The organism is Streptomyces sporangiiformans (genome assembly GCF_005768555.2).
In the GTDB taxonomy this organism is placed as follows: domain Bacteria; phylum Actinomycetota; class Actinomycetes; order Streptomycetales; family Streptomycetaceae; genus Streptomyces; species Streptomyces sporangiiformans.
In genome coordinates, this window is sequence record NZ_VCHX02000083.1 from 143611 (window position 1) to 170475 (window position 26865).

Genomic DNA, 26865 nt, shown 5'->3' on the forward strand with positions numbered 1-26865 from the left:
TCTGGGGACCCACGCCGACACTTTCGAGGGTGACAGCCCCGGGGCACGTCCGAAAAGTCCGCCTCATGGCAAGGGCTTCGACATGGCTAAGCTGACCATGATGTTCACCCCTGAGGGCCCTACCTTCCGCGAGCTCGCCGTTCAGGCGCTGTCCTCCGTCGAGCACGGCTACGACCTGCTCGCGCCGAAGTTCGACCACACCCCGTTCCGTACGCCGGACTCGATCCTGCGCTCCGTCGCGCGGGCGCTGGACCGGATCGGCCCGTTCGACCGCGGGCTCGACCTGTGCTGCGGCACCGGTGCCGGCATCGACGTGCTGCGCGCGGTGTGCCGCGAGCATGTCATCGGCGTCGACATCAGCTCGGGCATGCTCGCCGTGGCACGGGACAACGCACGGGACAACGCAGCGGAAGGGGCACGGGAACGTGGGCGCCCCGGCGGGCCTCCGGTCGCGTGGGTGCGCGGCGACGCCCGCGCCCTGCCGTTCGGGCCCGCCTTCGACCTGGTGGTCAGCTTCGGGGCGTTCGGGCACTTCCTGCCGCGGGAGGTGCCGGGGCTGTTCGCCCAGGTGCACTCGGCGCTCCGCCCCGGCGGGCGGTTCGCCTTCCCCGTCGTGGCCCCCGCCCGGCCCGGCTCCCTCGGTTACTGGGCTCTGCTCGCCTTCGACACGGCGATGCGCGTACGCAACGCGGTGTGGCGTCCTCCCTTCGTCATGTACTACCGGGCGTTCCGGCTCAGCGACGTACGACGCGAACTGCTACGGGCCGGGTTCGAGGTGGACCTGCACACGCTCCCCGAGTTCGGCCACAGGAGCGACGGCAGCCCACGCTGCCGGATGGTGGTGGCCACGCGCCCGGGATGGTGAGCCGGTGAGTGAGTTTGCTTTCCCAACCCACATGACCATAGTGAGTCTGCCTCCGGAAGCGGTGGAGCCCGCCCCGTGCGGGCCCTGACCGCGAACTTCCTCGCGCCCGCCGCGGCCGGCTCCCTGCACCTGTCCGTCGCCGTACCGTCGGCCCGGCGCCGCGCCTCCACCCCCCCGGACCGGAGGACCGCAAGCTCCTCGAATCGCCCCTGGCGGTCGCGATCCTCACCGACGCCCTGCCGCCCGGGCTGTACGCCCGCTGGCGCACCGCGCGTCCCGTACCGACCGCGGAGCTGACCGTCCACTTCACCGACCCGCTGGACGGGTCCGGCGGAGGGCTGGGCGCTGGTACGGATGCGCACCGAACAGGCGGGCCACGGCTGGGCGCTCGACGAGAGCGAGGGCTCCGCCGACGGACGGCTCCTGGCCCTCGCCCGCCAGGCCCGCGTGGTCCAGGCCCCGTCGGGACACCAGAACCGGCCCGGAAACGAGAACCGGCCCGAACACTAGAACGCGCCCGGCCGGTCAGAGGTCCGCCTGGTCCTCCAGGGCGCCGCCCAGCGCGAGCCGCATCGCCTCGTCCGGCCCCAGCTCCTGTCCCGCGCGCACCGCCTCGGCGAACGCGGTCTCGCCGAGCACCGTGCGCAGATGTCGGGCGTACTCCCTGCGGAAGACAGTGGCCTCGCAGTCACCGAGCTGAGGCAGACCGGCCGCGTACCAGAGGCGTGTGCCGACGCCCAGGAGCCGCGCGGCGGTTTCGGGTTCGCCGCGGGAGGCCTGCGCGGCGACCAGGAGATCGGCGACGGCCGCGACACCGAGGCGGTCGTGGACGCGCCACTTGGCGGCCAGCGCCTCCCGCGCGGAGCGCAGCCCCTCGTCCGGCAGCCCCAGGCCGATCCCGGCCAGGGAGACGAAGAAGTCGGCCCAGGCCCGCATCCACACCTCGCCGCGCTTCGCGCAGTCGGCGCGCAGCCGCTCGGCCACGGTCGCGCACCGCTCGAACGCCCCCTGCCCGGCCAGGAGATACGCCTGCAACGCCAGCGTCAGCAGCTGGAAGAACTCCGCTCCGCCCCCGCCGCCCGGCCCCCGCGAACTGCTGCCGTACAGCACGGCGGAGCGCGCGGACTCACCGCGCACGGCGAGACTCGCGCCCGTCAAGGGCAGTGCAGGCACGGGCAGTTGGCGCTCCTGAGCGAGCCATACATACGCGGCGCTGACGGACTCGGCCGCGTCCAGATCGTCCGGGACGACGGTGACCAGGCGGTGCGCCCAGATCGCCAGGGCGTGCTCGGGACCCGGGTCGTGTGCCCGGCGCAGCGCCCGCTCCAGATAGCCGCGCCCCTCCTCGGCGAAACCACAGGCGAACCAGAAGTACCAGAGTGTCCCCGCCAGTTCGAGCGCCGTCTCGGGTGCCGGCGCCACCAGGCATTCCTCCAGGGCGAGCCGCAGGTTCGCGTGCTCCACGGTCAGCCGCTCGGCCCACATCCGCTGCCCGGGGCCCAGCCACTCGGCCTCTCCCTGACGGGCGATCCAGCGGAAGTAGTCACGGTGACGGCGGCGCACGGCGTCCCGTTCGCCCAGGCCCTCGAGCCACTCGGCGCCGAAGGTGCGCACGGTGTCGAGCATGCGGTAGCGCCCGGCCACACCGTCACCCTCGCGTGTCACGATCGACTTCTCGGTGAGGGAAGCGAGCAGCGCCAGGATCTCCTCGGCGTCCAACGGCCCGCCGTGGCAGACGAATTCGGCCGCTTCCACGTCCCATCCGCCAGCGAAGACCGAGAGGCGGGCCCACAGCAGCCGCTCCAGCGGAGTGCACAGCTCGTGGCTCCAGCCGATCGCCGTACGCAGCGTCTGGTGCCGGGCAAGCCGCGGCCGGGCAGGCGAGACAAGCAGGTCGAAACGGGAGTCGAGACCCTCCAGGAGCCGGTCGAGCGGAAAACCGCGCAGCCGTACCGCCGCCAGTTCCAGGGCCAGCGGAATCCCGTCGAGGCGGGCACAGACCGCCGCCACGTGCGTCCGGTTGGCGTCGGTGAGTGCGAACGACGGCACGGCGGCCGTGGCGCGCGCCGCGAACAGCGCCACGGCGTCGTCGCGTTCCCCGAGCGGCAGCGGCGCCACGGACAGCAGATGCTCGCCCGGCACACCCAGCGGCTGCCGGCTGGTGGCCAGGATCCTCAACTCCGGTACGTTCGCCAGGAGTTCCTGCACCACGCGCGCACACTCGTCGAGGACGTGCTCGCAGGTGTCCAGGACGAGCAGCAGCGGCCCCACGGTGAGATGCTCGCAGACCGCGTCCAGCAGCGGCCGCAGTGTCTGCTCGGTCAGCCGGACCGCCTCGGCCACCGCGTTCGTGAGCAGGTCGGGGTTCTTCAGCTCCGACAGCTCCACCAGCCACACCCCGCCCCGGAACGCGTCGCTCTCGTCATGCGCGGCGCGCAGCGCGAGCCGTGACTTACCGACACCCCCGGGGCCGGTGAGGGTGACGAGCCGTGCCGTGCCCAGCAGGCCGGCGATTCGGGTGAGTTCGGATGCGCGTCCGATGAATGCGTTGGCCTCGGCTGGAAGATTGCCGGTGCTGCCGTTGCGCACTGAGGACGCCATCGCTCCCCCTCAACCGACCGATGGCGGTCACCTTAACTCCGTTACGAGCCCATGTCTGACCCCCGGTCGGGTGACCCTGAATCGGACACATCCCCTCACACCGAGCCCGCTGAGGGCGTAGCGTGGAAAGAACCCGGCACGCCGAGCGGCGATCTTGGGAGGTGCGGGGGAATGGAAGCCGTGCCCGCCCTGAGAGCAGTGGGACAGATGCGCGCCGGAGACCATCTGTTCCTCGGTTATGACACGGACGAGGAGCGGGAGACCGTACTCGCCGCGTTCCTCCTCGACGGGCTGGCCAGCGGGCACCGCGGGCTGGTCCTGCCGCCGGCCGACCTGCCGGCGAGCCTCGCCCTCACCTTCCTGGAGGCGCACGGCTGCGCCGTCGACGACGAACTCGCCGCCGGGCGGCTGGCCGTGGACCCGCACCTCGCGACGCCCGAGGGCCTGTGGGACCTGGACGAGATGATCCGTCGCGAGGCGCGCCGCGCGGTTGCCGAGGGTTACCTCGGGCTGCGCGTCAGCATGGAAATCCTGCGACGCCACGCGGGCAAAAGCCTCAAGACGCTGCACGACAGCGAACTCCTCCTCGACCCCGTCTTCGCGTCACTGCCGGTCCTAGGCATCTGCCAGTACGACCGCCGCGTCTTCGACGAGGGTGAACTGGCCCCGCTCGACGGGCTCCACCACGGCCGGGTCGCCGCCGACCTCGTCTGGCAGGACGAACTCCTGTCCATCACCCGCACCTTCGCCCCGCCCGGGCTCGCCCTGGCCGGAGAGATCGACGACACGAACGTCACCGCCGTGGCCCGCGCCCTGCACGCCGAGACGACCCGAGCCCTCGCCCGCCCCGCGAACGGCGTGCGCACCCGGCTCGACCTGCACGAGCTGCGCTTCGTCGACGTCGGCGCGCTGCGCCTGCTGGTCTTCTCGGCGCTCAGCCTGTACGAATCCGGCGGCACCCTCGTGCTGCACGGCGTCGCCCCCCATGTGCAGCGGCTGATGCGGGTCACGGGGTGGGACCGCGTACCCGGTCTGCGCGTGGAGAAAGGGAAGCGAGGGGAGACGGAAGCGTCGGGGGAGCGGCGGGCCAACGGGGAAGAGGAAGGGCCGTGACCCGCGCCGGGTTCGTCCATCAGGCGCTGTGCTACGGCTCGGACGACGAGTTTCTGGAGGGGACCCTCACCTTCGTCCACGACGGCCTGGACGCCGGTGACGCGGTGCTCGCCGTCGTGAAGTCCCGCAACATCACCCTTCTCGACGAGGCGCTCGGCAACCGCTCCCGCGACGTCGAGTTCATCGACGCGGACGACTGGTACGGCTGGCCCTCCCGCACCATGGGCCAGTACAACGCCTACTGCGCCGACCACGGCATCGGTCCCTCGGGCGCCTCACGCCGGGTCCGCATCATCGGCGAACCGGTCTGGTCGGGCCGCACGGACTTCGAGGCCCGCGAGTGGATGCGCTACGAATCGCTGCTCAACGTGGCCTTCGCCGAGACAGGTCACTGGATCCTGTGCCCCTACGACGCCGGTGACCTCCCGGCCGGCATCGTCGGCACGGCGATCCGTACCCACCCCGAACTCGCCCTCGGCGCAAGAGAGTCGGCACTCAGCGGACTCTACGCCGCCCCGGCCGAGTTCTACGCCGAGTGCGACGCGGCCCGGCCGTCCGGGATGCCCGCGGGCACACCCGCGAACCACGACGGCGACATCCCCTTCGCGCGCGGCCGGTCGGCGGCCGTCCGCCGCGCCCTCACCGCATACGCCCACGGTCTGGGGCTGCCCGAGCAGCGGACGTACGACTTGGTGGCAGCCGTGCACGAGGCCGTGGTCAACGCCGTACGGTACGGGGGCGGGCGCGGCGTGGTGCGTCTGCGCAGCGCCCCCGACTACGTGACCTGCGAGGTCTCCGACGAGGGCACGACCGTCCCGCCCGCACCGTTCCCCGGGCACCTGCCTCCCGAACCCCGCGGCGTGAACGGCCACGGGATGTGGGTCGTGCGGCAGTTGAGCGATCTGGTCACCGAGGAACTCGGTCCCGAGGGCTCCGTCGTGCGCATGTACTTCCGGCGTACGCGTGCACTCACCGGGCCCGGGCCGGACGGGCATTGAGCTGCCCGTCAGATCAGTCCCTCGGAGGACAGCCAGGTCTTGGCCACGTCCAGCGGGTCCTTCTTCTTGTTCTGCACCTCACTGTTGAGTTCGATCAGGGTCTCCGTGTCGAGCTTCGCCGAAACGGCGTTGAGCGCGGAAACCCCCTTGGCCGGGAGATCGCTCTTGTACACCAACGGCGTCACGTTCTCGAAACCGAAGAGGTTCTTGGGGTCTTGAAGGACGAGGAACTGGTTCTTCTCGATGCCGGGGTCCGTGGTGAAGATGTTCCCGGCCTGGATGTTGTTGCTCTTGAGGGCCGCCACCGTCAGCGGACCGCCCGCGTCCAGTGCCTTGAACGACTTGAACTCGAGGCCGTAGTCGTCCTTGAGCCCCGGGAGCCCGTGGTGCCGGGTCTGGAACTCGGGCGATCCGCCGATGACCAGCTTCGGCGCGATGTCGGCGAGGTCGGCGATCGTCGACTTCTCCGTGAGGTTGTACTTCTTGGCCGTGGCCGCGTTGACGGCGACCGCGTCCTTGTCCTGAGCCTTCGACGACTCCAAGAGGGTGAGTTTCGAGTCGAGTTCCGCCTCGATGCCCTTGGTCGTCTCCTCGGCCGTCTTCGGGTCCGCCTTGGAGTTCAGGTAGGCCAGCAGCGCACCGTTGTACTCGGGCAGGACGGTGAGCGTACCGTTCTTGATCAGACCGTAGGTCGTCTCGCGGCTGCCGATGTTCAGCTTGTAACTCACCTTGACGCCCTTGGACTTCAGGGCTTCACCGTAGATGTCGGCGAGCAGGATGCTCTCGGGGAAGTTGTTCGAACCGACCACGACCGTGCCGCCGCCTTCGGCGTTGCCCTGCAGGGGGTCGTCCTTGTCGGAGCTGTCGGAGGAACCACAGCCCGTGAGGGCGACCGCGGCTACAACGAGCAGGGATACAGCGTACGTTGCGGACGTTCGGGTGCTGCTGCTGGCGATGGTCACGTTGCTCATCCAGACTGGGTTCGGCGGAGAGTGCCCGGTAGACACGGACAACGATCCAAGCGAGCCCGGGAACGAGCCGTCAAGGGGAATAGATCACCTGTTGAGACAAGTGCGGCAGTCCCACGTGTTCGCAACGTGCCTGAAATCCCACGTCACGCAGCCCGCCGCCTGCGCACGCCCGGGGACACGGCCCCGCGGCCCACGGCCCAGAACACCACGAGGACCAGCAGCGCTAGGACCGCTGTGAGGGTGGCTCCGCCGACCACCTTCTCGTAGTTCCGCTGGTACAGGCCGTCGACGATGTAGCGGCCGACCCCGCCCAGGCTCACATAGGCGGCGATCGTCGCCGTGGACACGATCTGGATCGCCGCCGAGCGCAGGCCGCTGAGGATCAGCTGCAGCGCCGCCGGAACCTCGACCTGGAGCAGGATCTTCCCCTCGGACATGCCCATACCTCGGGCGGCGTCGACGGGGGAGGGGTCCACGGTGCGCACCGCCTCGTAGGTGGTGATGAGGATGGGCGGGATCGCCAGCACCACGAGCGGGACCATCACGGGCAGCACGCCCAGCCCGAGCCAGACGAACATCAGCACCAGCAGCCCGAAGGTCGGCAGGGCCCGGGCCGCCGCCGACACGAAGGCCAGCGCGTTGCCGCCCCTGCCGGTGTGCCCGGTCACCAGCCCGATGGGCAGTCCGACGGCCGCGGCGATCGAGAGGGCCGCGACGGAGTACTGAATGTGCTCCCACACGCGCTGCGGGATTCCGTCGTAGCCGCGCCAGTGCGCGCTGTTGGTGAAGAAGGACTCGATGAAGTTCAGTACGTTCACGAGACGTGCTCCGGTGCGCGGGCGGCGCCCGCCGTAGGGGAGGTGCGGGTCGCCCCGGGGGCATCGGCGGCACGCGCGGCCGTGCGCCGGACCTTGCGGTCGGAGGGCGGCTGCCAGGGGGTGAGCAGCTTGCGCAACAGCACGAGCAGGGCGTCGACCAGCACCGCGAGGACGGCGGTGGTGACCACCGAGTTCACGGCGAGCGCGGGGCGCTGGTAGAGCATCGCGGTGGTCAGCAGATTGCCGAGCGCGCCCTGGTTGCCGATCAGCGCGCCGACGCTGACCAGGCTGATGCTGGAGGCGGCGGCCACCCGCAGCCCCGCGATGATCGCGGGTACGGCGATGGGCAGTTGGACCTGGACATAGCGGCGTACGAGGCCGATGCCCATCGCCGCGGCGGCGGCGTTCGTCTCCTCGGGAACCGACCGGACGCCGTCGACGACCGACGGGACGAGGATCACCAGGCTGTACAGGGTCAGCGGGATCATCACGGTGAGCCGGCTCAGCCCGGTGTAGTCGATGAGCACCACGAAGAAGGCCAGCGACGGGATGGCGTACAGCACCGTGGTGATCCACAGCACCGGCGGGTAGAGCCACCTGACGCGCACGCACAGCAGACCGATCGGCAGCGCCAGCGCGAAACCGACGAACACCGGGATCAGGGCCTCCTGCAGGTGCGTGGAGACCAGACCGAGATAGCTGCTCTGCAGGTCGCTGGGGATGTCGAAGAACCCGTTCATCGGACGGCCTTCACCTGCGCGGAGTCCTCGGACGGGTCGTCCGGGGACTCCGCGGCCCGCCGCTGCCTCGCCGCGCGTATCGCCGCGCCGACCCTCTCCTGGCCCGCCGTGCCCAGCACCCGGCCCGCACCGTCCACGGCGACCGCATGACCGGTGGGCGACAGGACCGCCCGGTCCAGGGCGATGCGCAGTGAGTCACGGCCCACCTCGAAGCTCTGCCCGTACGGCGTCAGGGCCTCGACGTCACCGTCCCACACCGAGGGGTCGGCCCAGCCCAGCGGCTTGCCGTCGGCGTCGGTGATCAGGACGTGTGGCTGCGGGCCGGTGCTCTGGGCGAGTTGCTTCCGGTCGGTGCCCACCGGGAAGACCCGGGAGCGGTCGAGTTCGAGGTCGCGCGTGGACAGGAACGACAGACCGCGGATGCCCCGGTCGCCGCCCAGGAACTCCTCCACGAACTGATCGGCGGGCGACGACAGCAGTTCGTCGGGGGCGGCGAACTGTGCGAGCTTGCCGCCGGTGCGCATCACCGCGATACGGTCGCCGACCGTGATGGCCTCGTCCATGTCGTGGGTGACGAACACGATCGCCTTGCCGAGTTCGCCCTGAATGCGCAGCAACTCCTCCTGGAGGCCGCGGCGGACGACCGGGTCGACCGCGGAGAACGGCTCGTCCATCAGCAGGATCGGTGGGTCCGCCGCCAGAGCGCGGGCCACCCCGACCCGCTGCTGCTGGCCTCCGGAGAGCTGATACGGATAGCGGCGGGCCATGACCGGATCGAGGCCGACCCGTTCCATGAGCTCGGCCGCCCGGTCCCGGGCGCGCTGCTTGGACCAGCCGAGCAGCCGCGGCACCGTGGCGATGTTGTCGAGGATGGTCCGGTGCTGGAAGAGCCCGGCGTTCTGGATGACGTAACCCATGGAACGGCGCAGGGCGTTGACCGGCTTGTGCTGGATGTCCTCGCCATCGACCCGGATCGTGCCGCTGCTGGGTTCGATCATGCGGTTGATCATGCGCAGGGTGGTGGTCTTGCCGCACCCCGAAGGCCCGACGAGCACGGTGATGGAGTGGTTCGGTATCTGCAGGGACAGGCAATCGACGGCCACCGTGCCGTCGGCGTACCGCTTGCTGACCTCTTCGATGGCTATCAAGCGTCGTAACCCTTCGGGAACGGGCGTTCTCGGCGTGGCACGATCACGTGCACGAGGCTGCGTAGTCTAGCCAGTTGACGCTTGGCCACGGTCCGGCAGGTGGAGCGGTCGGTCGAGAGGGACGTCCAGGTCAGGCAGCAGAGAACGCGACGCCGGGAGCTGTCGGCGCGTCAGGAGAAGGAGACGGGAGGCAGCGTGACCGTGGGGTCACCGAGCAGGACCAAGCTTTGACGGTCCAGCGCCGTAAGCCTCAGCCGGGTCATCGACTCGCGAACCTCAGTGTTGCCTTTGGCCAGCTGGATGTAGTGGTTGGCCCACTGGGAGTGCAGCTCCCCCACATCCGCTCGGTACTCTCCGAACGCCAGACCCAGCGGTCGTCCCGCATAGAGCTGAGACGACAGCGCGGAGACAATGCGTCCCCCCAGCCCCTGGCCGGTCTCCGCCACACGCAGTGTCCAGTCGAAGGTTGGTTCCACATGGCCGAAGACAGCACGCACAGGATCGGGTCGACCGAGCAACCGAACCGCGGCCGGGGCGACGGTCTCACCCAGAGCTGCTACGGCCAGCACCGTCACGTGAGCCGAAGTCCCGGGGCGTAGCAGGCCGGAGTAGTGACTATGGCTGTCGCTGCCCGCCGAGCAGCACGCCTGGGCGTACCAGACAGCGCCGCCGGGCATCGCCTCGCAGAACTCGGTCAGGGGGATCGGAGTGTGGTCGGCGTCGACGGGAAGCCCCAACGTGGCTCTCATCTGGGCGTCGTCGTCCAGCGGCCCCGTGCGACCGTGGCTGGATGTGACCAGGAGACCGGGGCGGGTTGTGATCAACTCGCGCAGGAGTGCGGCACCGGTGGCTTCGGCGGCGCTCAGATGGCACAGAGCCGACAGGGGAGGAGGCGTCAGGGCGTCGGCGAGCGGTTTCGAAATCACCGTGCGCATCTCGCTCGTGATGTCCGAACCCCCGTGGTCGACAGTCCACATCAGGGCTCGCCGGTGGTCCAAGGTGGCGTCGGGACGTGACCAGTCGGACAGCATGGCCGCCACATAGGAGCACAGCTCGTCACCACTCAGCGGGAGGCGGCCGACGGCATGCCTGGTGCCCAGGGCGTACTGCACCGACCACGGGACGACGTCCGGCCCTCCGACGATCAGCACGTACTTGGGCAGACGTCCCTTGCCCACACCGAAACTCGACAGCCCCACGGTGGGGTCCTGCGACGACCCGTCCGGGAAGTAGCGGCGAACAAAACGGTCCTTCAGTTCCGGTCGCCATCGCAGGATCACGCTTCCCGGCCGTGCCGCGATCAGGGCGCGCACCGCTTCCGGGGCGTCCTCGCCGGCGGCCTTTGCCGCGCAGGACAGTCCGCTTTCGTCGCTGTCGGGGAGCAGAATGCCGTAGCCGACGTCTGGGTGATCCCATCGAGCCAGGTCGACCGGCGGCTGGAACGGCAAAGGTGCCTGAGGGTGCGGAAGACCCTGCCTTCGGGCACCCCACTTCGCCGCCTGGTCATCCAGTCCGCCGGACGCCGCACGGTCGCCGGTCCACGCATTGAGCCGGAGCGTTTCCGGAAGGGTCATCCGCTCTCCCGGGGCAGCTGACTACGGAGTTCCGCTATCCGGGCTCCGACATGCTCGAGTACGGCTGGTTCGACGGCCAGTGGGTCGAGAGTGGCGAGGTAGCCCTCCCAGAAGTCCAGATGAGCGCGAAGGCGGGAGTAGTCGACAGTCGACAGTGAGGGAGAACCCGGATAGACCCGCAGCGGATCGTCCTGGACATACAGCACGGGGTCGGACCATGAGTCCGCCTCCGACGGATGAGCCCCGCCCATGGAGACGCGCGGCGCGGTCAAGCTCGTCGCCCAGTCGATCTCGCGCACTTCCGGCACCTGGCTGGGGCCGACGGCACCTCTCACGGCGGCCAGTACCTCCGGATACATGGCCTCGCAAAAGCGGTTGGTGTCGGTGAGGTCCACCAGACGTCGCATTCCGACCGCGGCGGGTATCCCATGGCACACGATCTCGTGCGCCAGTGCCAGGGAATCCGTGGCCTCGGCCGTCTCGCAGGCACTCAGAACGACGAGCCAGGGGTCGCAGGACAGGAGGGCGGACACCAGGTCAGCCACCTTGAGACGCAGCGACCCCGTGTCGTCCTCGGCGTCGAAGTCGGGCAGCGTCGCGAATGCCAGAGTCCGCACCCCGGCAACGGCCCCGCCGTGGCAGAGCAGATGGAGGATGTGAGGCTTGGCCTGCGAGATCTGCCGGGCGAGTTCCGGTGAGGTCGGGGCGATCAGTTCCGCGCTGACATTCGCCCGCCCCGCGGCGTTCGCGGTATCCAGTACGGCCTGTTCACCGCTGATGACGTGCACATGAACGTCGATCGCCCGGGCGTCTTCGGATCCAAGAGCGTCGAGCAGCGCGTTGAGTTGCGGTACTCCTGACCGGCCGGCCGCTGACAAGACGGCGACTATGCGTAGCGGCGGGACGAACGCCCGTGCCTTGACCGGACGGCGCCGTTTGGCGATCCGTCCGATCGGCCATCGGCGGTCAAGAGCGCAGAAGCCGTGGGTGTCGTCATAGAGCTGTTCCCAGGGCAGCTCGTCCGCACAGGCGGCGAGGACGTGAAAGTACAGCGGGGCTGGTTCGGCGGTCAGCGGCAGGGAAAGAGCCGCGCCGAGTCCCGCCTTGACGGGGGGATGAAGGCTCAACTGCTCCAAAAGTGCCCGTCCCCGCTCGACGAGTGTGCCATCGGGCATCGTGAGCCGGGCGATGGCGTTTTCTCCGATGCCGGGGATGTCTGTCGGCGCATCGACGAGTTTGAGAACCGTCTGATCGCCGAGAGGTTCGAAGCCGACAACCGTACGTTTCATGACGGCCTCACGTGGCGGGCGACGAGGTCACGCAGTTCGCTGAGCGCCTCCGCGGTGCCCAGGTCGTACGACTGCTTCGCGGCGGGGGCGACGTCCGGCGGGGAGGAGGTCTGCACCAGGCGAGCGACTTGGGCGTCGATGTACCGCTCGGACGCGGCCACCCAGCCCGGCACTGACTCCGATGACGCGTAATACGCTCTCACGGCGTTCCCGGGCGACACATCGGGAGCCTGAGCCATCAGCGCGCGATCCATGGCCTCGTCGTCCGTCGGCGCTGCGTCAGCGGCCAGCCACGGTTGAACGGGGCCGTCGAACCCGATCCAGGGCCTCCGCAAGGGGCCCTCCACGTGTTCGGGTTGCAGGTACGCGAACAGAGACGGATATCGCGGAATCGGCGTCCGTCCTCGGGGGTCAGCCACGAAGGCGTGGGCGTGAGCGAGATGTAGGCCCTCGGGATCCAGCGTCAGGGAACTGTAGAAGGTCGGCCCCGATCGCTGCAGGCCGATTCCGTCGGCCAGGACGCGCGTGGCGGCATCCCCCGGATTGTCCGGGGGAGATCCGAAGGACAGAACGGAGGCACCGATCGTGTCGGCCAGCAGCCGTACGCGGTCTCCCGTCACGTACGTGCAGTGGGACGGGCCGGTCCGTATGCCAGGATCCGGACTCAGCCTCAGCAGCGGGCGATCCCCGTCGAACACGGCGTCGGTGATCACGTGCAGTGCCCTCACGGCGCGGCCGTCCAGTCCTTCCGCGATCCAGTCCGCCCACACCAAGCCGTTCTGAGGGGAAGGTGCTCGGCCCCGCGCGCCCCGTCGCGGACGGAACTGCGGCACGCCCCGTTCGGTGCGTTCCTCATGGGCCTGCCACGCACCGCTCGGGTCGTGCAGATGAATCTGTGGATCTCCCTCGGCCTCCGCGCGGGGAAGCAGCTCCCTGAGCTTCTCGTAGGTGGTGGCGTCGGCGAAGACGTGGACGTCGATTCGAGCACGGATATAACGGACCGAACGGTGGAGGGCATCCAGGAAACTTTCCACATACGGCGCCGACCAGACAGATTCCGGCGCCGCGTTGACGGCGATCGCCAGGCTCCACACCCTCCCTGGGTCCGCTGCCGCCGGAAGCCGGTCCGGCACCCGCATCAGGGGCGTACGGGTCGCGCGAGCCAGTTCCTCCTCCCAGGGCGCCGCGCCGAGATAGCCGTACGGTGGCACCAGCCGAAGCCACAGAGCGGCCGTGTGGTGAAGCCGGTTCCATTCGTGCGCGACGGCTCCGACCAACGACCTCGGCACCTTCAGCGCGGTTGGGGCCTCAGCGCCGTGGCCGAGCCCGAACGCGTGGGGGGAAAAACGACCATGCCACATGATGTCGCCTGTCCCATGGGGGTAACTCACCAACTGGACGTCAACGGCGGGCTCCCGCTCCGACAGGTCCAAGCGCACCCGGAGCACGCCCAGTTGCCAATCTCGTATGAGTCTCTCGGCCATGGACGTCCCCCAAGCGCATACATCACAGGAATCAGTCGGTTCTGGTCAGACAGTGCAGAGCCCACCATGTGGTGGCGTTGCTGATATCGCCATGCCCGGAGATCGCCGGTTTCCCCTCGATCCGCGTTCCGCCGTCGATGACGATGACGCGACGGCCGCCGTCGAAGTCGTAACCCTGCGCGCCGGGAATGGCTGCCGGCTCGGTGCTCGAAAGGTCACCGAGCCCAGCGGGACCGAATCCGCCAAGGGCTCCGTACAGGTGTGGATCGCCGACCGCGGCGGTCGACGGCTCTCCGAGGTGCCTGCCGCGCAGGGCGAGATGGAAGAAGTGCGTCAGCGGCCCGTCGTACGACGAGAAGGTGGTGAGCACTGGCTTCTCCACCCGCTCCAGCACCGGCCGATAGCCTCCGCTTCGGCCAGTTCCAGCGACGTCCTGTGCGAAACACCAGCGGTTGACGGCGGCCTGAAGCAGCAGCATCGAATGCGCCGGACGAGACGGAGCCTGCGACGCCAGTGCGGCCAGCACCACTCGGGCACCGAACGAATGCCCGATCAGATGCAGCCGCGCGCCGCTGTGTCGCAGGATGTGCTGGATGAGCGGACCCACCCCCGTCACCCCGACCACGCCGGCGCGGTTCTTCATCTTCCACACCGTGGCCGCGCGAAGCAGGCCGCGCGGATCGAACGAGTAGCCGCCCGCCACCCCAGCCTCTGATTGCGCGTTCGGGGCTCGGACGGTGCCGAAGTTGTCCACGCCGATGCGTGAGGGAGTGTCACGGCCATCCAACTGGGCCCAGGTGGTGAGGAACTCCTCTGTCTCCGGCGGTGCTGTGCCTGCGTCCGGGTCCGTTTCGGACCACAACACGTTCAGCGTGATCTGTGCCGCCTGACGGGCCTCACCCCGATCGAGCGCCGCACGGCCGTCAATCAGGCGCGACAACCGCCCACCGGTCTCCGGGTCGACGGCGTCCGTCACAAAGCGCAACAGTTCCTCGTCGAGGTTCACTTCCGCGCTACTCGCATCTGGGGCCCCAGAAATTTTCGGGCCCATCTCCCACGGCATGACGTAACTTGTCGACGGCCACACCACTCCGACCAGTGTCGGCCGATATCCCGCCGCAGCGCGAATTCCGAACTTTCGGCGCTGTTCCTGATAGCCCAGAATGAATCCACGATAGCGTTCAAGTGCCGTGGAAAAGGTGTTGTTCCAACCGTGCGAGAAGATGAAGACGTCACTGGAGTCGACCAGACTGTTCCTTAGAATCTCAGCCGTCTGTGGACTGAGAAGCTGCCCGTTCGCGCCGTAGCGCAGAATGAACAGATCAGTGGTCGAACCGTCATCGAGCCGGATTTGCTGAAATGGGCCTGCAGTCATCCGCCGTCCTTATGCCGATCACCCGCCACCCCGTCGAAAGACCCGTCACCCATGGTTCACCCGCCAACATGGGCTGGTCAAGGCGAAAGAAATTTTTGCGAGCGGAATTCTGTATCGACAGAGCTGACGCCGGCGACATGTGGTACTTCAAGTGCCGGCGGTCAAGACGGCCACCCTCCGCCCCATCAAGCTCGGAAAGCCCTTGACGGACCGGACGAATGAGGGCGACCGCGTCAAAGGGCGCTGTACAGGGCCTCTATGAGCACCATCTTCCGCGGGTCGTCGGCGATGTGTGAGCCCATGCGGTTGGGGACGTAGCCCAGGGAGACGCCCGCTTCCGGGTCGGCGAGTCCGCAGGAACCGCCGTAGCCGTCGTGCCCGAAAGCTCTCGGGTTGGGGCCGTACGAGCCGCCCGGGCCGCTGAGCCAGAGGCCGAGCCCGATCTCCGTGTCGTGCTGGAAGCCGGCACCGAGGACCAGATCCCGGCAGACGCCCTGCCCTTCGCGGACCCGCTCGGCGGCCTCCGGCGAAAGGACGCGGTGCGAGCCGTACGACCCCCGCCCGGCGAAGATCCCGTACAGAGCGGCGACCGCGCGTGCCGTGGCGTGCCCGTTGGCGGCCGGGATCTCGGCGGCACGCCACTGCGCGGTGTGGGCCTCGTCCACACCGATGGGAGGATTGGCCAGGGCGGCCAGTGCCGCGGGCGTCAACTGGGCGAAGATCGCGGCCTGTTCGCTGCTGTCCGCAGCCGGCGGATGCACCAGCTCGGCCGCCCGCCCGGCCTCCCTCTCCGGCAGTCCGAGGCGGAAGTCGATACCGAGCGGCCCGGTGACCTCCCGCTCCAGGAACGCGCCCGGCAGCAACCCCGAGACGCGCCGCACCACTTCACCGACGAGGAAGCCGTACGTCAGCACGTGATACCCGGACACCGTCCCGGGCTCCCACCACGGCTCCGTCTGCGCAAGCCGCTTCGTGGTCAGCTCCCAGTCGTAGAGCTGCTCGATCGAGTGCGGTTCCCGCAGTCCGCACAGGCCCGCCCGATGCGACAGCAGATGCCGTACGAGGACGGATTCCTTGCCGGCGGCCGCGAACTCCGGCCAGTACGCGGCAACGGGCGCGTCGAGGTCCAGCAGCCCGCGGTCGGCCAGAATGTGCGCGCACAACGCCGTCGGGCCCTTCGACGTCGACCACACGTTGGCCAGCGTGTCCCGCTCCCAGGCGCGGGTGCGAGCAGCGTCCGCCCAGCCGCCCCACAGGTCCACCACCGTCGCGCCGCCGAGGGTGACGGTCACCGCCGCGCCCAGCTCACCGCGGTCGCGGAAGTTCTCCTCGAACGCGTTCCGCACCGCCTCGAAGCGTGCTTCGCAGTGGCCTAGAACCTGGGACATGGGCCCTCCGTCGTCGCCGGAAAGACCGGGTCCGCGGAAGATCGGTCCGGCCTCCCTGAACATACCGACTGGTCGGGCCGGTTGGAAGTCGCCGGATACGGGTCATTCGAGGAACAGCGAACCGGTGGGCTCCTGATGGCCGGAGACGGTGTGCCAGTAATCGCGGGTCTCCACGGCCAGACCGGCCGTGTCGAAGCGTACGAAGACACAGCCGGCCAGCGTCGAGGGGTCCTCGCCCTCCTGGGCGAGGACCCGGAACTCGGCGACCGCGAGGCCGTGCCCGCCGATCACCGGTGGACCGAACCGCACCTCGACGACCCGCTCGTCCGCGAAGGACCAGCGCAGGTACTCGGCGAGCTCGGCACGTCCGCGATGCGGCTCGCGGAACGGCATCGACCGGTGGACGCAGGCGTCCGCGTACAGCGCCAGCAGCGCGTCCACGTCGTGCTCCGCCCAGGCCCGCTCCCAGACCCGTACGAACCGTTCGGCCGCCTCGCTGGTCTCCATCGAGTTCTCCGTCAAAGACGCGAGGGCAGCCAGCTGAGCTTGGCCGCCTCCTGGTAAGGGCCCCCGCCCTCATGGTCGTTGAACTCGTAGACCTCGATCTCCTTGTCGTCGTGCGGCCACGCGTTGAACGCGGCGAACACCGTCGACGGCGGGCAGGTCTGGTCCTCCAGGGCCGCCGAGAACAGGGCGGGCGCCCGGCCGCGCGCCGCGAAGTGCACGCCGTCGAAGTAGGAGAGCGTGCGCCGCACCTGCTCGGTGCGGCCCCGGTGCGTCTTGAGGTAGTTGCCGATCTCCCGGTACGGGTCCCGGTCCGTCAGCGTCGTCGCGCGCGGGAAGTCGCACAGGAACGGCACGTCCGGGGCGACCGCCGCCAGGTCGGGTACGAGACCGCCGACGGCGATCGCGATGCCGCCGCCCTGGCTGGAGCCGATCGCCGCGGTGCGCGAGGCGTCGACCAGCGGATGCGACCGGGCCGCCTCCACGGCCCGTACCCCGTCGGTGAACACACGCCGGTAGTAGTAGCCCTCGGGGTCGTCGACACCACGGGTCATGAACCCGGGATACGCGGGCGAACTGCCCACCGGATCCGGTGTCCCGCCGCCACCACCCCAGGCACTGCCCTGACCGCGGGTGTCCATCACGAAATGCGCGAAGCCTGCCGAGGCCCACAGCAGATGGGTGTGCGGCAGGCCGCGTCCACCTCCGTACCCTATGAACTCGACGACGGCGGGGCGCGGCGTGTCCGACCCGGCAGGCAGAGTCAGCCAGCCCTTCACCGGGTGACCGCCGAACCCGGCGAACGTGACGTCGTACACCTTCACGGTCTTCAGGTGTGTCTCGACCGGCTCGAACCGTGCGTCCAGCTCATGCTCGCGCGTCCCCTGCAGGGTCTTGGCCCAGAAGGCGTCGAAGTCCTCGGGCTCGACGGACGCGCTGCGGTAGCTCCGGAGCTGGTCCAGGGGCAGGTCGAACAAGGCCATGAATGACCGCCTTTACGGATCAAGGTCAAGGATGCGGATGATCACACGGTACGGGCGGTGTCGGCGGGCCGCCAGGCCTTATCCGGGCGGGTGGGCAGCTCAAGCCCAGCGCCGCTGCCACTCGGGTCCCGTACGCGCCCACTCGGCTTCCCACTCGGCCATGCGGTGCCGGAGGGCCACACGGCCGACCACGAAGTGCGCGGCCAGGACGACGGCCGCGGTGCCGCCGGCCGCGCACGCACCCGCCGCCACCGTGCGCTGCCAGATCACGGTGCTGTCCGCCGGGGCCGCGACGATCCGGCCACGGGCGTCCAGCCAGACATCGGTCCGCTCGCCGGCGCGTGTGCCGGCCGGAACCAGAGCCTCGCCGGTGCGCGGCCGCTCGCCGGGTTCGGCCCAGCGCACGGTGACCTGGGAGGTGGGCTGTTTGTCGCCCTCAGAAGTGGGCACCGCGGTCGACGCGTGCTCGGTGACCTCGGCCGACACCCGATGGCGTTCGGCCCGCTGCTCCTCGGCCGCGGCCCTCGCTCCGTCGTACACGTGCCGCCCCGTGGCAAGCCCCGCCAGCGGGGCGCCGACGCACAGCAGCACGGCGACGACAAAGGTCGTCCACGCCTTCACCACGTCGCAGCGGCGGCGCAGTGGATTGCGTCGCCGGCGCCGGCCGCGGATCCGCGTGACCATGCCCCTGCCTCCTCATCGCTCGTCCCCGGCCGGCGTCGTTCGTCGTGCCGCGCCGGACCGGGCAGTCAGCCTTCGTACGCCGCCCGAGTTCCCCGCAGGGGCGGAGGGACTCGGGTGAGATGTGTCCGATTCCCGGGGGTGGTGTCCTCCCGGGCGGGGCCGCTGGTCAGCCGAAGCGTTCGATCCGGATACGGTCCACCGGCTGACCTGCGGCGACCAGCAGTCGTGAGGCGTGCTCGGCGAACCCGTTGGAGCCGCACACGTAGGCTTCCCACCCGCGCTCCGGCCGGTCGGCCAGGAGCGTGGCCACCTGCGCGGCCGACAGGCGCCCCACGGGTACGCCCCGGGGAGCGCTGCGGGTGAACACGGGTGTGGTCTCGGCGCCGTACTCCGACGCGTAGATCAAGTCCTCGGGGCCACGCGCCGAGACGAGCAGGCGCAGCGGAACGGACAGCTCGCGCGCGCGATGGTGGCGGAGCATCGACATCAGCGGTACGACGCCGGAGCCCGCGCCGACGAGCAGGGCGGGCCGGTCCCCGGTCCAGGCGAAGAAACCGCTGTGCGGCCCGCGCACCTCGACCGTGTCGCCCGGCTTCGCGACCGTGTGGAACCAGCCGGAGACCTCGCCGCCCTCGACATGGTCCAGGGTGAGCTCGATGTGCCCGGCGTCGTCGGGCGGCGACGCGACCGAGTAGTGCCGCTGGGCGACGTAGCCGTCCTCCGCCGTGAGCCGCAGCATCAGGTGCTGGCCGGGCACATGACCGTGCCAGCCGGGCACGGCGAACCGGAAGGTGGCCGCGCGAGGAGTCTCGCGGCGGATCTCGGTGAGCGTGGCACGCTGCCAGGTGGTCGCCGTGTCCGTGTTCACAGCGATCCGGCCGGGCACGGCGAACCGGGTCGGGGGCGTGAAGGTCTTGGTCGGCTCGGTCTCAGTCACCGGAGTAGCGCTGCTCTTCCCAGGGGTTGCCGCGGTGGTGGTAGCCGTTCTGCTCCCAGAAGCCCGGCTCGTCGTGGTCGAGGATCCTCAGGCCCGCGATCCACTTGGCGCTCTTCCAGAAGTACAGGTGCGGCACGATCAGCCGCGCCGGACCGCCGTGCTCGGCGGGCAGTGGCTCGTCGCCGTACTCCCAGACGATCCAGGCCCGCCCACCGGTCAGATCGGCCAGCGGCAGGTTCGTCGTGTAGCCGGTGTGCGCGTACGCGACGGCGTGCGTCGCCTCCGGGGCAGGGCGTACGAGATCGAGGAACGCGTCCACCGAGACACCCCCGAAGCGCACCCCGAACTTCGACCAGCTCGTCACACAGTGGATGTCGCCCTCGTACGCGGAAGCGGGCAGCGCGTGTGCCTCGTCCCAGGACCAGCTGCGCGGCTCCGCCACCAGCCCGTCGACGGTGAACGTCCAGTCCGCGGGCGCCAGTTCGGGCGTGACCTCGGCGGACAGGACCGGCCAGTCGTCGCCCGCGTCGTACTGGCCGGGCGGCAGCCCCGCGTTGGAGACGCGCGGACGGCCGGTGAAGCCTCGGGTGACATGCATACGGGTGGGTGCCTCCAGGCCGCGGGCAGCGGCCCTTGATCGCTGTGTACGCGTTCCACGGTACCTGCCCCGGTGCGGGGAATAGCCGCCCGGCGATCTTCCTTGGAAGCTGGTGCCGGGTCTGTGTGGTCTGCCCGGACGGCCCCACGGCCGGCGACAGTTCAGGAGAGTGAGGAAGCAGATGCCCAAGGCGTACGTCTTCACGCGGTTCGGCGGCCCGGAGACCGAGGCCCTTGTCGACCAGGAACGGCCGAGTCCCGGGCCCGGCGAACTGCTGGTCGCCGTACGGGCGGCGGGCGTGAACCCGGTCGACTGGAAGCAGCGCAGCGGCTACGCCCGCCCGGGCCAGGTCGCGCGCGAGCTGCCCGCGGTGTTCGGCAACGAGGCGGCCGGGGTGGTGGAGGAGGTCGGCGAGGGGGTCACCGGTTTCGCGGTCGGCGACGAGGTCTTCGGCAACCCGGTCGCGGGCGGATACGCCGCGTACGCGCTGCTGCCCGTCGCGGTGACCGCCCACAAGCCCGAGGAGATCTCCTTCACGGACGCGGCCGCCCTGCCGGTCGCGGCGGCGACCGCGTACGACGGCATCCGCCAACTCGACCTGCCGGCCGGCGCGACCCTGCTGATCACGGGCGTGGGCGGTGGCGTGGGAGTGGCGGCCGCCCAGATCGCGCGCGCCTTCGGGCTGAAGGTCGTGGGGACGGCGAGCGCGGGCAAGAAGGACTTCGTCGAGTCGCTCGGAGCCGTGCACGTGCCCTCGGGACCGGACTTCGTGGCGGGCGTAAGGGCCGCGGCACCGGACGGCGTGGACGCGGTCTACGACCTGATCGGCGGCGAGGTGCTCGAAGCCGCGGCGGAACTCCTCGCCGACCGCACGAAGTTGATCACCGCGGGCGGCAAGGACATCGTGGGCCGACTCGGAGGCGCCGCGGTCGCCCGGGCCCGTACCGCCGCGATCCTCGACGAGGTGGCACGACTCGTGGTCGACGGCAAGTTGAACCCGTTGGTCACCCAGACGTTCCCCTTGGCCCGCGCCGCGGAGGCGTTGCGGACCGTGGAGGACGGCCACGCACGCGGGAAGATCGTGATCGAGGTCGTCGGCTGAGGCTGTGGTGGGGCGGTCCGTCGGGCATCCGGTGGGACCAGGGCCTGTCCGGCGCATCAGGTTCGACAGGCCCTGCGTGACGGTGCCTGCCACCGTGTAATGTTGCCGTCCGGCTGGCGCGGACCGCCCCAGCCCCGCATGGACCGAGGAGGTGAGCCCCATTACCGCTGTGTCAGTTCGGGTGCTCTCGCCTCGAGGTGTCGCCGTCGCCAGGTGACCCGGAGAGTGCCCTTCGGGTTCCGAAAGGCTCTCGGCTTCCATGCTCTGTTCTGATGTTCCGGACATTCCAGATGTCGTCGTCGCCGCGCTCCGGTCCGCGGGCTGTGTGTTCGCCGAGGACGAGGCGCGGCTGATCGTCTCCACCGCCCGTACTCCGGCCGAACTCACCGCCATGGTGGACCGCCGCGCCGCGGGCCTGCCCCTCGAACACGTCCTGGGCTGGGCCGAGTTCTGCGGTCTGCGCATCGCGGTGGAACCCGGCGTCTTCGTGCCCCGCCGTCGTACCGAGTTCCTGGTTCAGCAGGCCGTCGCACTCGCCCGCGAGGCCCCGCTCGTCGTGGACCTCTGCTGCGGCTCGGGTGCTGTGGGCGCCGCGCTCGCAGCGTCCCTCCCCGGCGCCGAACTGCACGCCGCGGACATCGACCCGGCCGCGGTGCGCTGCGCACGCCGGAACGTCGGCGAGGCCCACGTCTATGAGGGCGACCTCTTCGCGCCGCTGCCGAGCGCCCTGCGCGGCCGCGTCGACGTCCTGGCCGCCAACGTGCCGTACGTCCCCACCGAGGAGGTCGGCCTCCTGCCTCCGGAAGCCCGCGATCACGAGCCCCTCGGCGCGCTCGACGGGGGAGGGGACGGCCTCGACATCCTGCGCCGGGTGACTGCCGAAGCCGCACGGTGGCTGACCCCCGGCGGCGTCCTCCTGGTCGAGACGAGCGAACGCCAGGCGCCGGCCGCCCGCCAGGCCTTCGCCGACGGCGGCCTGGTCCCGCGCCTCGCCGTCTCCGAGGAGCTGTACAGCACGGTCGTCATCGGAACGAAGCCCTGGTCACAGAACGAGGCGCAGAACGAGGCAGAGAACAAGGCACAGAACGAGGCCCTGGTCACATCGCCCCCTCCATCATTGTGCAACTAGTTGCATAAAGCTCGGCTCCTCGTCTACAACAGACGTGACGACACCGCGCACGGAGGGGCCCATGAGCCGTTACCCGCACCTGATGAACCCGCTCGACCTGGGCTTCACCACGCTGCCCAACCGCGTGCTCATGGGTTCCATGCACGTAGGCCTCGAAGAGGCCGAGCGCGGCTTCGAACGCATGGCGGAGTTCTACGCCGCCCGGGCGCGCGGCGGAGTGGGACTCATCGTCACCGGCGGCATCGCGCCCAACGAGGCGGGACGGCCCTACGAGGGCGGCGCCAAGCTCACCACCGAGGCGGAGGCCGAGCAGCACACCGCCATCACGGACGCCGTACATCGCGAGGGCGGCCGGATCGCGATGCAGATCCTGCACTTCGGGCGGTACGCCTACCACGCCGACCTCGTCGCCCCCAGCGCCCTCCAGGCCCCGATCAGCCCCCACGTCCCGCACGCCCTCACCGGCGAGGAGGTCGAGCGGACGATCGACGACTACGCCCGAGCCGCCCGCCTCGCCCGGCAGGCGGGCTACGACGGCGTCGAGATCATGGGCTCCGAGGGCTATCTGATCAACGAGTTCATCGCGGCCAGGACCAACCACCGCGAGGACGGCTGGGGCGGCTCGTACGAGAACCGCATGCGTTTCCCCGTCGAGATCGTCCGGCGCGTACGCGAAGCGGTCGGCGAGGACTTCGTCATCATCTACCGGCTGTCCATGCTGGACCTGGTGCCCGGTGGCTCCTCGCTCGACGAGGTGATCACACTCGCCAAGGCCGTCGAGGCCGCCGGGGCGACGATCATCAACACCGGAATCGGGTGGCACGAGGCGCGGATCCCCACGATCGCGACCTCCGTGCCGCGCGGCGCGTACGCCTGGGTGACCAAGAAGGTCATGGGCGCCGTCTCGATCCCGCTGGTGACGACCAACCGCATCAACACCCCTGAACTGGCCGAGCAGTTGCTCGCCGAGGGGTACGCCGACATGGTGTCGCTGGCCCGCCCGATGCTCGCCGACCCCGACTTCGTCAGCAAGGCGCGGGACGGGCGGCCCGAGGCCATCAACACCTGCATCGGCTGCAACCAGGCCTGCCTCGATCACACCTTCAGCGGCAAGATCACCTCCTGTCTGGTCAACCCGCGCGCCTGCCACGAGACCGAACTGGTCCTCATGCCGACGCGGCGGCGACTGCGCGTCGCCGTCGTCGGCGCGGGCCCGGCCGGACTCGCCTGCGCCGTCTCCGCCGCCGAGCGCGGCCACGACGTCACGCTCTACGACGCCGCGAGCGAGATCGGCGGCCAGCTGAACGTGGCCCGCAAGGTCCCCGGCAAGCAGGAGTTCGACGAGACGCTGCGCTACTTCCGCACACAGCTCGAACTGCACGGTGTGGACGTGCGGTTGAACACGCGGGTCACGGCCGACGACGTCGCAGGCCACGACGAGATCGTCGTCGCCACCGGTGTCACCCCGCGCGTCCCCGAGATCCCCGGTGCCGACCACCCGAGCGTCGTCGGCTACCTCGACGTGCTGCGCGACGGGGCCCCGGTCGGCGACCGCGTCGCGATCCTCGGTGCGGGCGGTATCGGCTTCGACGTCGCCGAGTACCTGACCGACAGCGGCGACAAGGCCAGCGAGGACCCGGCGACGTACTTCCGGCAGTGGGGCGTCGACATGGACTACCGGGCACCCGGCGGCCTCGCCGCGCCCGAGCGGCCGGCCCCGCCGCGCTCCGTCCACCTGCTGCAACGCAAGCCGTCCAAGGTCGGCGCCGGGCTCGGCAAGACCACCGGCTGGATCCACCGAGCAGAACTCAAGCACCGCGGGGTCACCATGGTCCCGGGCGTCCAGTACGACCGGATCGACGACGCGGGCCTGCACGTCACCGTCGACGGGCGGAGCACCGTCCTGCCGGTCGACACCATCGTGCTCTGCACCGGACAGGAGCCACGCCGCGACCTGTACGACGAACTGCGCGCCGCGGGCCGCAGCGTGCACCTCATCGGCGGCGCGGACGTGGCCGCAGAGCTGGACGCCAAGCGCGCCATAAAGCAGGGCACGGAGCTGGCGGCGGCTCTGTAGCCGCCCCGTAGCGGTCCTCCGGTCCACGAACGCACGCTCTTCGGCGGCACGAGTGTGCCCTCGCCGGCGTACCTAGGATGACTCCATGTCACTCCCGCACGCGATCCTCACCGCCCTGCTCGAAAAGCCGTCGTCGGGCCTTGACCTGACCCGGCGTTTCGACAAGTCGATCGGCTACTTCTGGTCGGCGACGCATCAGCAGATCTATCGCGAGCTGGGCAAACTGGAGGCCGAGGGCTACATCCGGGCCCTCCCGTCGCAGCAGCCGGCCCGGGGGCAGAAGAAGAGCTACGAAGTCCTGCCCGCGGGCCGCGCAGAACTCGCCCGCTGGACCGCCGCGTCCCAGGACCCGAAGCCCCTGCGCGACACGCTGCTGCTGCGCCTGCGCGCCGCGGCGGTGGTCGGCACGGAGGGTATCGAGGCGGACCTGCGCCGCCATCTCGAGCTGCATCAGCGGCAGTTGGCGGAGTACGAGGAGATCCAGCAGCGGGACTTCCCACCGGGACGAGACGCGCCGCAGGATCGCCTCCAGCACCTCATCCTGCGCGCCGGGATCGACCTGGAGACCTTCTGGACCCAGTGGCTGACCCATGCGCTGGAGGAGTTCGGCCGGCTGGCCGCGGAGGGTCCGGCTTCCTGATACGCCGCCGCCCTGAAGGGAGCGGGTTGCCCGGCTCCCTGTCCGCGACAGGGAGCCGGGCCTCCGGCGTCATCAGAGGCGGTGAGGCTTGGACCGGCGGCGCAGGACCCAGACCGTGGCCACGACCCCCGTCGTGACCAGGACTCCGCCTGCCACATAAGTGATCGTGCTGAAGTCCTTGAAGGAGCCGCCCACCCCGCCCATGATTCCGCGCGTCGGCGAGGGCGAAGGCGACCGCGTGGCCGTCGCGGAGATCGTGGGGCTCGTGGTGGGGGAGACGGTGATGGACTGGGTGCCCGCCGTCGTGCCGTTCGCACAGACCACGATGACGGTGTACGTGCCCGCGCTGACCCCCGACCAGGAGGCGCTCTGGCTGCTGCTGCCGCCGGAAAGCGGCACCTGGCGCCCCTGGGTGAAGTTGACCTGGCCGCTGGAGAGCAGCGAGGCACTGCCGCCGGTGGTGCACACGGTGGTGTTCACCTGGACCGTCGAGCCGTTGGCGGTCACGGTGATCTGCGTGTTCACCGCGGCGGCGGGCACGGCGGTCAAGGTCAGCGGCAGCGCCGCGGCCGCCACGGTCAGGCCGGAGCGGACGAGCATCTGTTTAGTACGCATATGACTGCCCTCCGACGGCACGGTTGGCGGTACATCCCATGCGCCGCCGAGGGTTGGGAAACGCCCGTGCTGCCTTCGGAACGAGCCAACGTGTCCTTGCCCGGCTCCGCATGCGGGCCGGGACCGGGCAGGTGACGGATTCCTTCGTCCGGCGGACCATGGATGGCGTGTGGCGGCACCCGTGACCGCCTCACTCACACCTTCCGATAGGCGTACGCCTCCGAAGCCGCCGCCTCCACCGCCGCCAGGTCCGCTCCCGCCGACGCGGTGACGACCGCGGCGACGGCGCCCTCGACGAACGGGGCGTCCACGAGGCGGGTGCGGGCGGGGAGCTCGTCGCCTTCGGCGAGGAGCGTCTTGACCGTGAGGACGGCACTGCCGAGGTCGGTGAGGACGGCGACACCGGCGCCGCGGTCCACGGAGGCGGCCGCGGCGGAGATCAGCTCGGCGCTGGTGCCGAAGCCCCCGCCCTCGATGCCGCCCGCCGGGGCCACCGGAGCGGTCGTGCCGCCGCCGGCGAGCCCGGCCGCCAGCTCGGCGACCGAGGCGGCCACCGCGGCGCTGTGCGACACGAGCACGATCCCCACCAGCTTCTCCGCGCCCGCCGAGCCCCTCGCCGCGTCACTCATCGGCCGCCTCCGCGAGCGCCGCGAGAAGGAGCGCCGAGGAGGTGGCACCGGGATCCTGATGCCCGATGCTCCGCTCGCCCAGATAGCTCGCCCTGCCCTTGCGGGCCTGCAGGGGCGTGGTGGCGAGGGCGCCCTCCTCGGCGGCGGCCCGCCCCGCGGCGAAGGACTCGCCGAGCGCGTCGACCGCGGGAACGAGCGCGTCGATCATGGTCTTGTCGCCGGGCGCCGCCCCGCCGAGCTGCATCACCGCCTCCACGCCGGTGCGCAGCGCGTGCGTGAGCTGTTCCTCGCTGACATCGGCCGCGTCACCGAGCGCCTTCCCGGTGCGGCGCAGCAACGTGCCGTACAACGGACCCGACGCACCTCCCACCGTCGAGATCAACTGCCGTCCGGCCAGCGTGAGGACGGCGCCGGGCGTGTCCGGCGCCTCCTTCTCCAGCGCCGCCGCCACGGCGGTGAAGCCGCGCTGAAGGTTGCTGCCGTGGTCGGCGTCGCCGATCGGTGAGTCGAGGGCGGTGAGCCGTTCCGCCTCACGGTCGACGGACGCGGCGGTCGCCGCCATCCAGCGGCGGAAGAAGTCGGCGTCGAGCACAGGATCTCCTC

General features: G+C 70.3%; 26 protein-coding genes. 8 read left to right on the forward strand and 18 right to left on the reverse strand.

Going from position 1 to position 26865, the window contains the following annotated elements; translation table 11 throughout:
* Positions 1 to 100: 100 nt before the first annotated feature.
* On the forward strand, positions 101 to 865 hold the full coding sequence (locus tag FGD71_RS09480) for a class I SAM-dependent methyltransferase (protein ID WP_119100044.1): 765 nt from the start codon (positions 101 to 103) through the stop codon (positions 863 to 865).
* Between the two features lie 354 nt (positions 866 to 1219).
* Positions 1220 to 1375 (forward strand): hypothetical protein, encoded by a 156-nt coding sequence (locus FGD71_RS48610; protein ID WP_240436487.1) that lies wholly within the window; start codon positions 1220 to 1222, stop codon positions 1373 to 1375.
* Between the two features lie 15 nt (positions 1376 to 1390).
* Here the strand turns inward: FGD71_RS48610 and FGD71_RS09490 are convergent, their stop codons facing one another.
* On the reverse strand, positions 1391 to 3466 hold the full coding sequence (locus tag FGD71_RS09490; protein ID WP_119099941.1) for an ATP-binding protein: 2076 nt from the start codon (positions 3464 to 3466) through the stop codon (positions 1391 to 1393).
* Between the two features lie 171 nt (positions 3467 to 3637).
* Between FGD71_RS09490 and FGD71_RS09495 the strand changes: the two genes are divergently transcribed.
* Positions 3638 to 4579, forward strand: a complete 942-nt coding sequence (locus tag FGD71_RS09495; protein WP_162931079.1) for an MEDS domain-containing protein — start codon at positions 3638 to 3640, stop codon at positions 4577 to 4579.
* On the forward strand, positions 4576 to 5577 hold the full coding sequence (locus FGD71_RS09500; protein ID WP_140935851.1) for a sensor histidine kinase: 1002 nt from the start codon (positions 4576 to 4578) through the stop codon (positions 5575 to 5577). Before FGD71_RS09495 ends, FGD71_RS09500 begins: the two co-directional genes overlap by 4 nt.
* An 8-nt stretch (positions 5578 to 5585) precedes the next feature.
* Here FGD71_RS09500 and FGD71_RS09505 read toward each other — a convergent pair whose 3' ends face one another.
* From FGD71_RS09505 to FGD71_RS09570, 14 genes are all read right to left on the reverse strand, one after another.
* Entirely contained in the window at positions 5586 to 6548 is a 963-nt protein-coding gene (locus tag FGD71_RS09505; protein ID WP_119099944.1) for an ABC transporter substrate-binding protein, read from the reverse strand.
* A gap of 143 nt (positions 6549 to 6691) precedes the next feature.
* On the reverse strand, positions 6692 to 7366 hold the full coding sequence (locus FGD71_RS09510) for an ABC transporter permease (protein ID WP_119099945.1): 675 nt from the start codon (positions 7364 to 7366) through the stop codon (positions 6692 to 6694).
* A complete protein-coding gene (locus tag FGD71_RS09515; protein WP_119099946.1) occupies positions 7363 to 8106 on the reverse strand; it encodes an ABC transporter permease in 744 nt (247 codons plus the stop codon). The genes FGD71_RS09510 and FGD71_RS09515 overlap by 4 nt, the downstream gene beginning before the upstream one ends.
* On the reverse strand, positions 8103 to 9254 hold the full coding sequence (locus tag FGD71_RS09520; protein WP_119099947.1) for an ABC transporter ATP-binding protein: 1152 nt from the start codon (positions 9252 to 9254) through the stop codon (positions 8103 to 8105). The genes FGD71_RS09515 and FGD71_RS09520 overlap by 4 nt, the downstream gene beginning before the upstream one ends.
* 170 nt (positions 9255 to 9424) lie before the next feature.
* Positions 9425 to 10828: a hypothetical protein gene (locus FGD71_RS09525; protein WP_119099948.1), complete on the reverse strand. Its 1404-nt coding sequence runs from the start codon at positions 10826 to 10828 to the stop codon at positions 9425 to 9427.
* Positions 10825 to 12117 carry a CHAT domain-containing protein gene (locus tag FGD71_RS09530; RefSeq protein ID WP_119099949.1) on the reverse strand — a complete coding sequence of 431 codons (1293 nt, stop codon included), beginning with the start codon at positions 12115 to 12117 and terminating at the stop codon, positions 10825 to 10827. The genes FGD71_RS09525 and FGD71_RS09530 overlap by 4 nt, the downstream gene beginning before the upstream one ends.
* Positions 12114 to 13394, reverse strand: coding sequence for a hypothetical protein (locus FGD71_RS09535; protein WP_119099950.1), 1281 nt, complete (start codon positions 13392 to 13394; stop codon positions 12114 to 12116). The genes FGD71_RS09530 and FGD71_RS09535 overlap by 4 nt, the downstream gene beginning before the upstream one ends.
* A gap of 238 nt (positions 13395 to 13632) precedes the next feature.
* Positions 13633 to 14976 (reverse strand): alpha/beta hydrolase, encoded by a 1344-nt coding sequence (locus FGD71_RS09540; RefSeq protein WP_140935852.1) that lies wholly within the window; start codon positions 14974 to 14976, stop codon positions 13633 to 13635.
* A gap of 233 nt (positions 14977 to 15209) precedes the next feature.
* Positions 15210 to 16364, reverse strand: coding sequence for a serine hydrolase domain-containing protein (locus FGD71_RS09545; protein WP_119099952.1), 1155 nt, complete (start codon positions 16362 to 16364; stop codon positions 15210 to 15212).
* 102 nt (positions 16365 to 16466) lie between these two features.
* Positions 16467 to 16871, reverse strand: a complete 405-nt coding sequence (locus FGD71_RS09550; RefSeq protein ID WP_119099953.1) for a nuclear transport factor 2 family protein — start codon at positions 16869 to 16871, stop codon at positions 16467 to 16469.
* Positions 16872 to 16882: 11 nt separating this feature from the next.
* Positions 16883 to 17851, reverse strand: a complete 969-nt coding sequence (locus tag FGD71_RS09555; protein ID WP_119099954.1) for an acetylxylan esterase — start codon at positions 17849 to 17851, stop codon at positions 16883 to 16885.
* Positions 17852 to 17950: 99 nt separating this feature from the next.
* On the reverse strand, positions 17951 to 18535 hold the full coding sequence (locus tag FGD71_RS09560; RefSeq protein ID WP_119099955.1) for an Rv1733c family protein: 585 nt from the start codon (positions 18533 to 18535) through the stop codon (positions 17951 to 17953).
* Between the two features lie 166 nt (positions 18536 to 18701).
* Positions 18702 to 19472 carry a ferredoxin reductase gene (locus tag FGD71_RS09565; protein ID WP_240436488.1) on the reverse strand — a complete coding sequence of 257 codons (771 nt, stop codon included), beginning with the start codon at positions 19470 to 19472 and terminating at the stop codon, positions 18702 to 18704.
* Positions 19465 to 20070 (reverse strand): sulfite oxidase-like oxidoreductase, encoded by a 606-nt coding sequence (locus FGD71_RS09570; protein ID WP_119099956.1) that lies wholly within the window; start codon positions 20068 to 20070, stop codon positions 19465 to 19467. Before FGD71_RS09570 ends, FGD71_RS09565 begins: the two co-directional genes overlap by 8 nt.
* Positions 20071 to 20251: 181 nt before the next feature.
* On the opposite strand from FGD71_RS09570, the gene FGD71_RS09575 reads away from it, so the two are divergent.
* The 4 genes from FGD71_RS09575 to FGD71_RS09590 all read left to right on the forward strand — a co-directional run bounded on the left by FGD71_RS09575 (position 20252) and on the right by FGD71_RS09590 (position 25018).
* Positions 20252 to 21172, forward strand: a complete 921-nt coding sequence (locus tag FGD71_RS09575; RefSeq protein WP_119099957.1) for an NADP-dependent oxidoreductase — start codon at positions 20252 to 20254, stop codon at positions 21170 to 21172.
* Between the two features lie 259 nt (positions 21173 to 21431).
* Complete coding sequence (locus tag FGD71_RS09580) at positions 21432 to 22301, forward strand: putative protein N(5)-glutamine methyltransferase (RefSeq protein ID WP_119099958.1); 870 nt, start codon at positions 21432 to 21434, stop codon at positions 22299 to 22301.
* A gap of 61 nt (positions 22302 to 22362) precedes the next feature.
* The gene (locus FGD71_RS09585) at positions 22363 to 24378 is read left to right on the forward strand and encodes an NADPH-dependent 2,4-dienoyl-CoA reductase (RefSeq protein WP_119099959.1); all 2016 of its coding nucleotides are present in this window, start codon (positions 22363 to 22365) and stop codon (positions 24376 to 24378) included.
* Positions 24379 to 24463: 85 nt separating this feature from the next.
* Positions 24464 to 25018 carry a PadR family transcriptional regulator gene (locus FGD71_RS09590; RefSeq protein ID WP_119099960.1) on the forward strand — a complete coding sequence of 185 codons (555 nt, stop codon included), beginning with the start codon at positions 24464 to 24466 and terminating at the stop codon, positions 25016 to 25018.
* A gap of 72 nt (positions 25019 to 25090) precedes the next feature.
* Here FGD71_RS09590 and FGD71_RS48615 read toward each other — a convergent pair whose 3' ends face one another.
* The 3 genes from FGD71_RS48615 to dhaL form a co-directional block, all read right to left on the reverse strand.
* Positions 25091 to 25633: a hypothetical protein gene (locus FGD71_RS48615; RefSeq protein ID WP_119099961.1), complete on the reverse strand. Its 543-nt coding sequence runs from the start codon at positions 25631 to 25633 to the stop codon at positions 25091 to 25093.
* Positions 25634 to 25827: 194 nt separating this feature from the next.
* Positions 25828 to 26262 carry a PTS sugar transporter subunit IIA domain-containing protein gene (locus tag FGD71_RS09600; protein ID WP_119099962.1) on the reverse strand — a complete coding sequence of 145 codons (435 nt, stop codon included), beginning with the start codon at positions 26260 to 26262 and terminating at the stop codon, positions 25828 to 25830.
* Positions 26255 to 26854, reverse strand: a complete 600-nt coding sequence (gene dhaL, locus FGD71_RS09605) for a dihydroxyacetone kinase subunit DhaL (protein ID WP_119099963.1) — start codon at positions 26852 to 26854, stop codon at positions 26255 to 26257. Before dhaL ends, FGD71_RS09600 begins: the two co-directional genes overlap by 8 nt.
* Between the last annotated feature and the right edge of the window lie 11 nt (positions 26855 to 26865).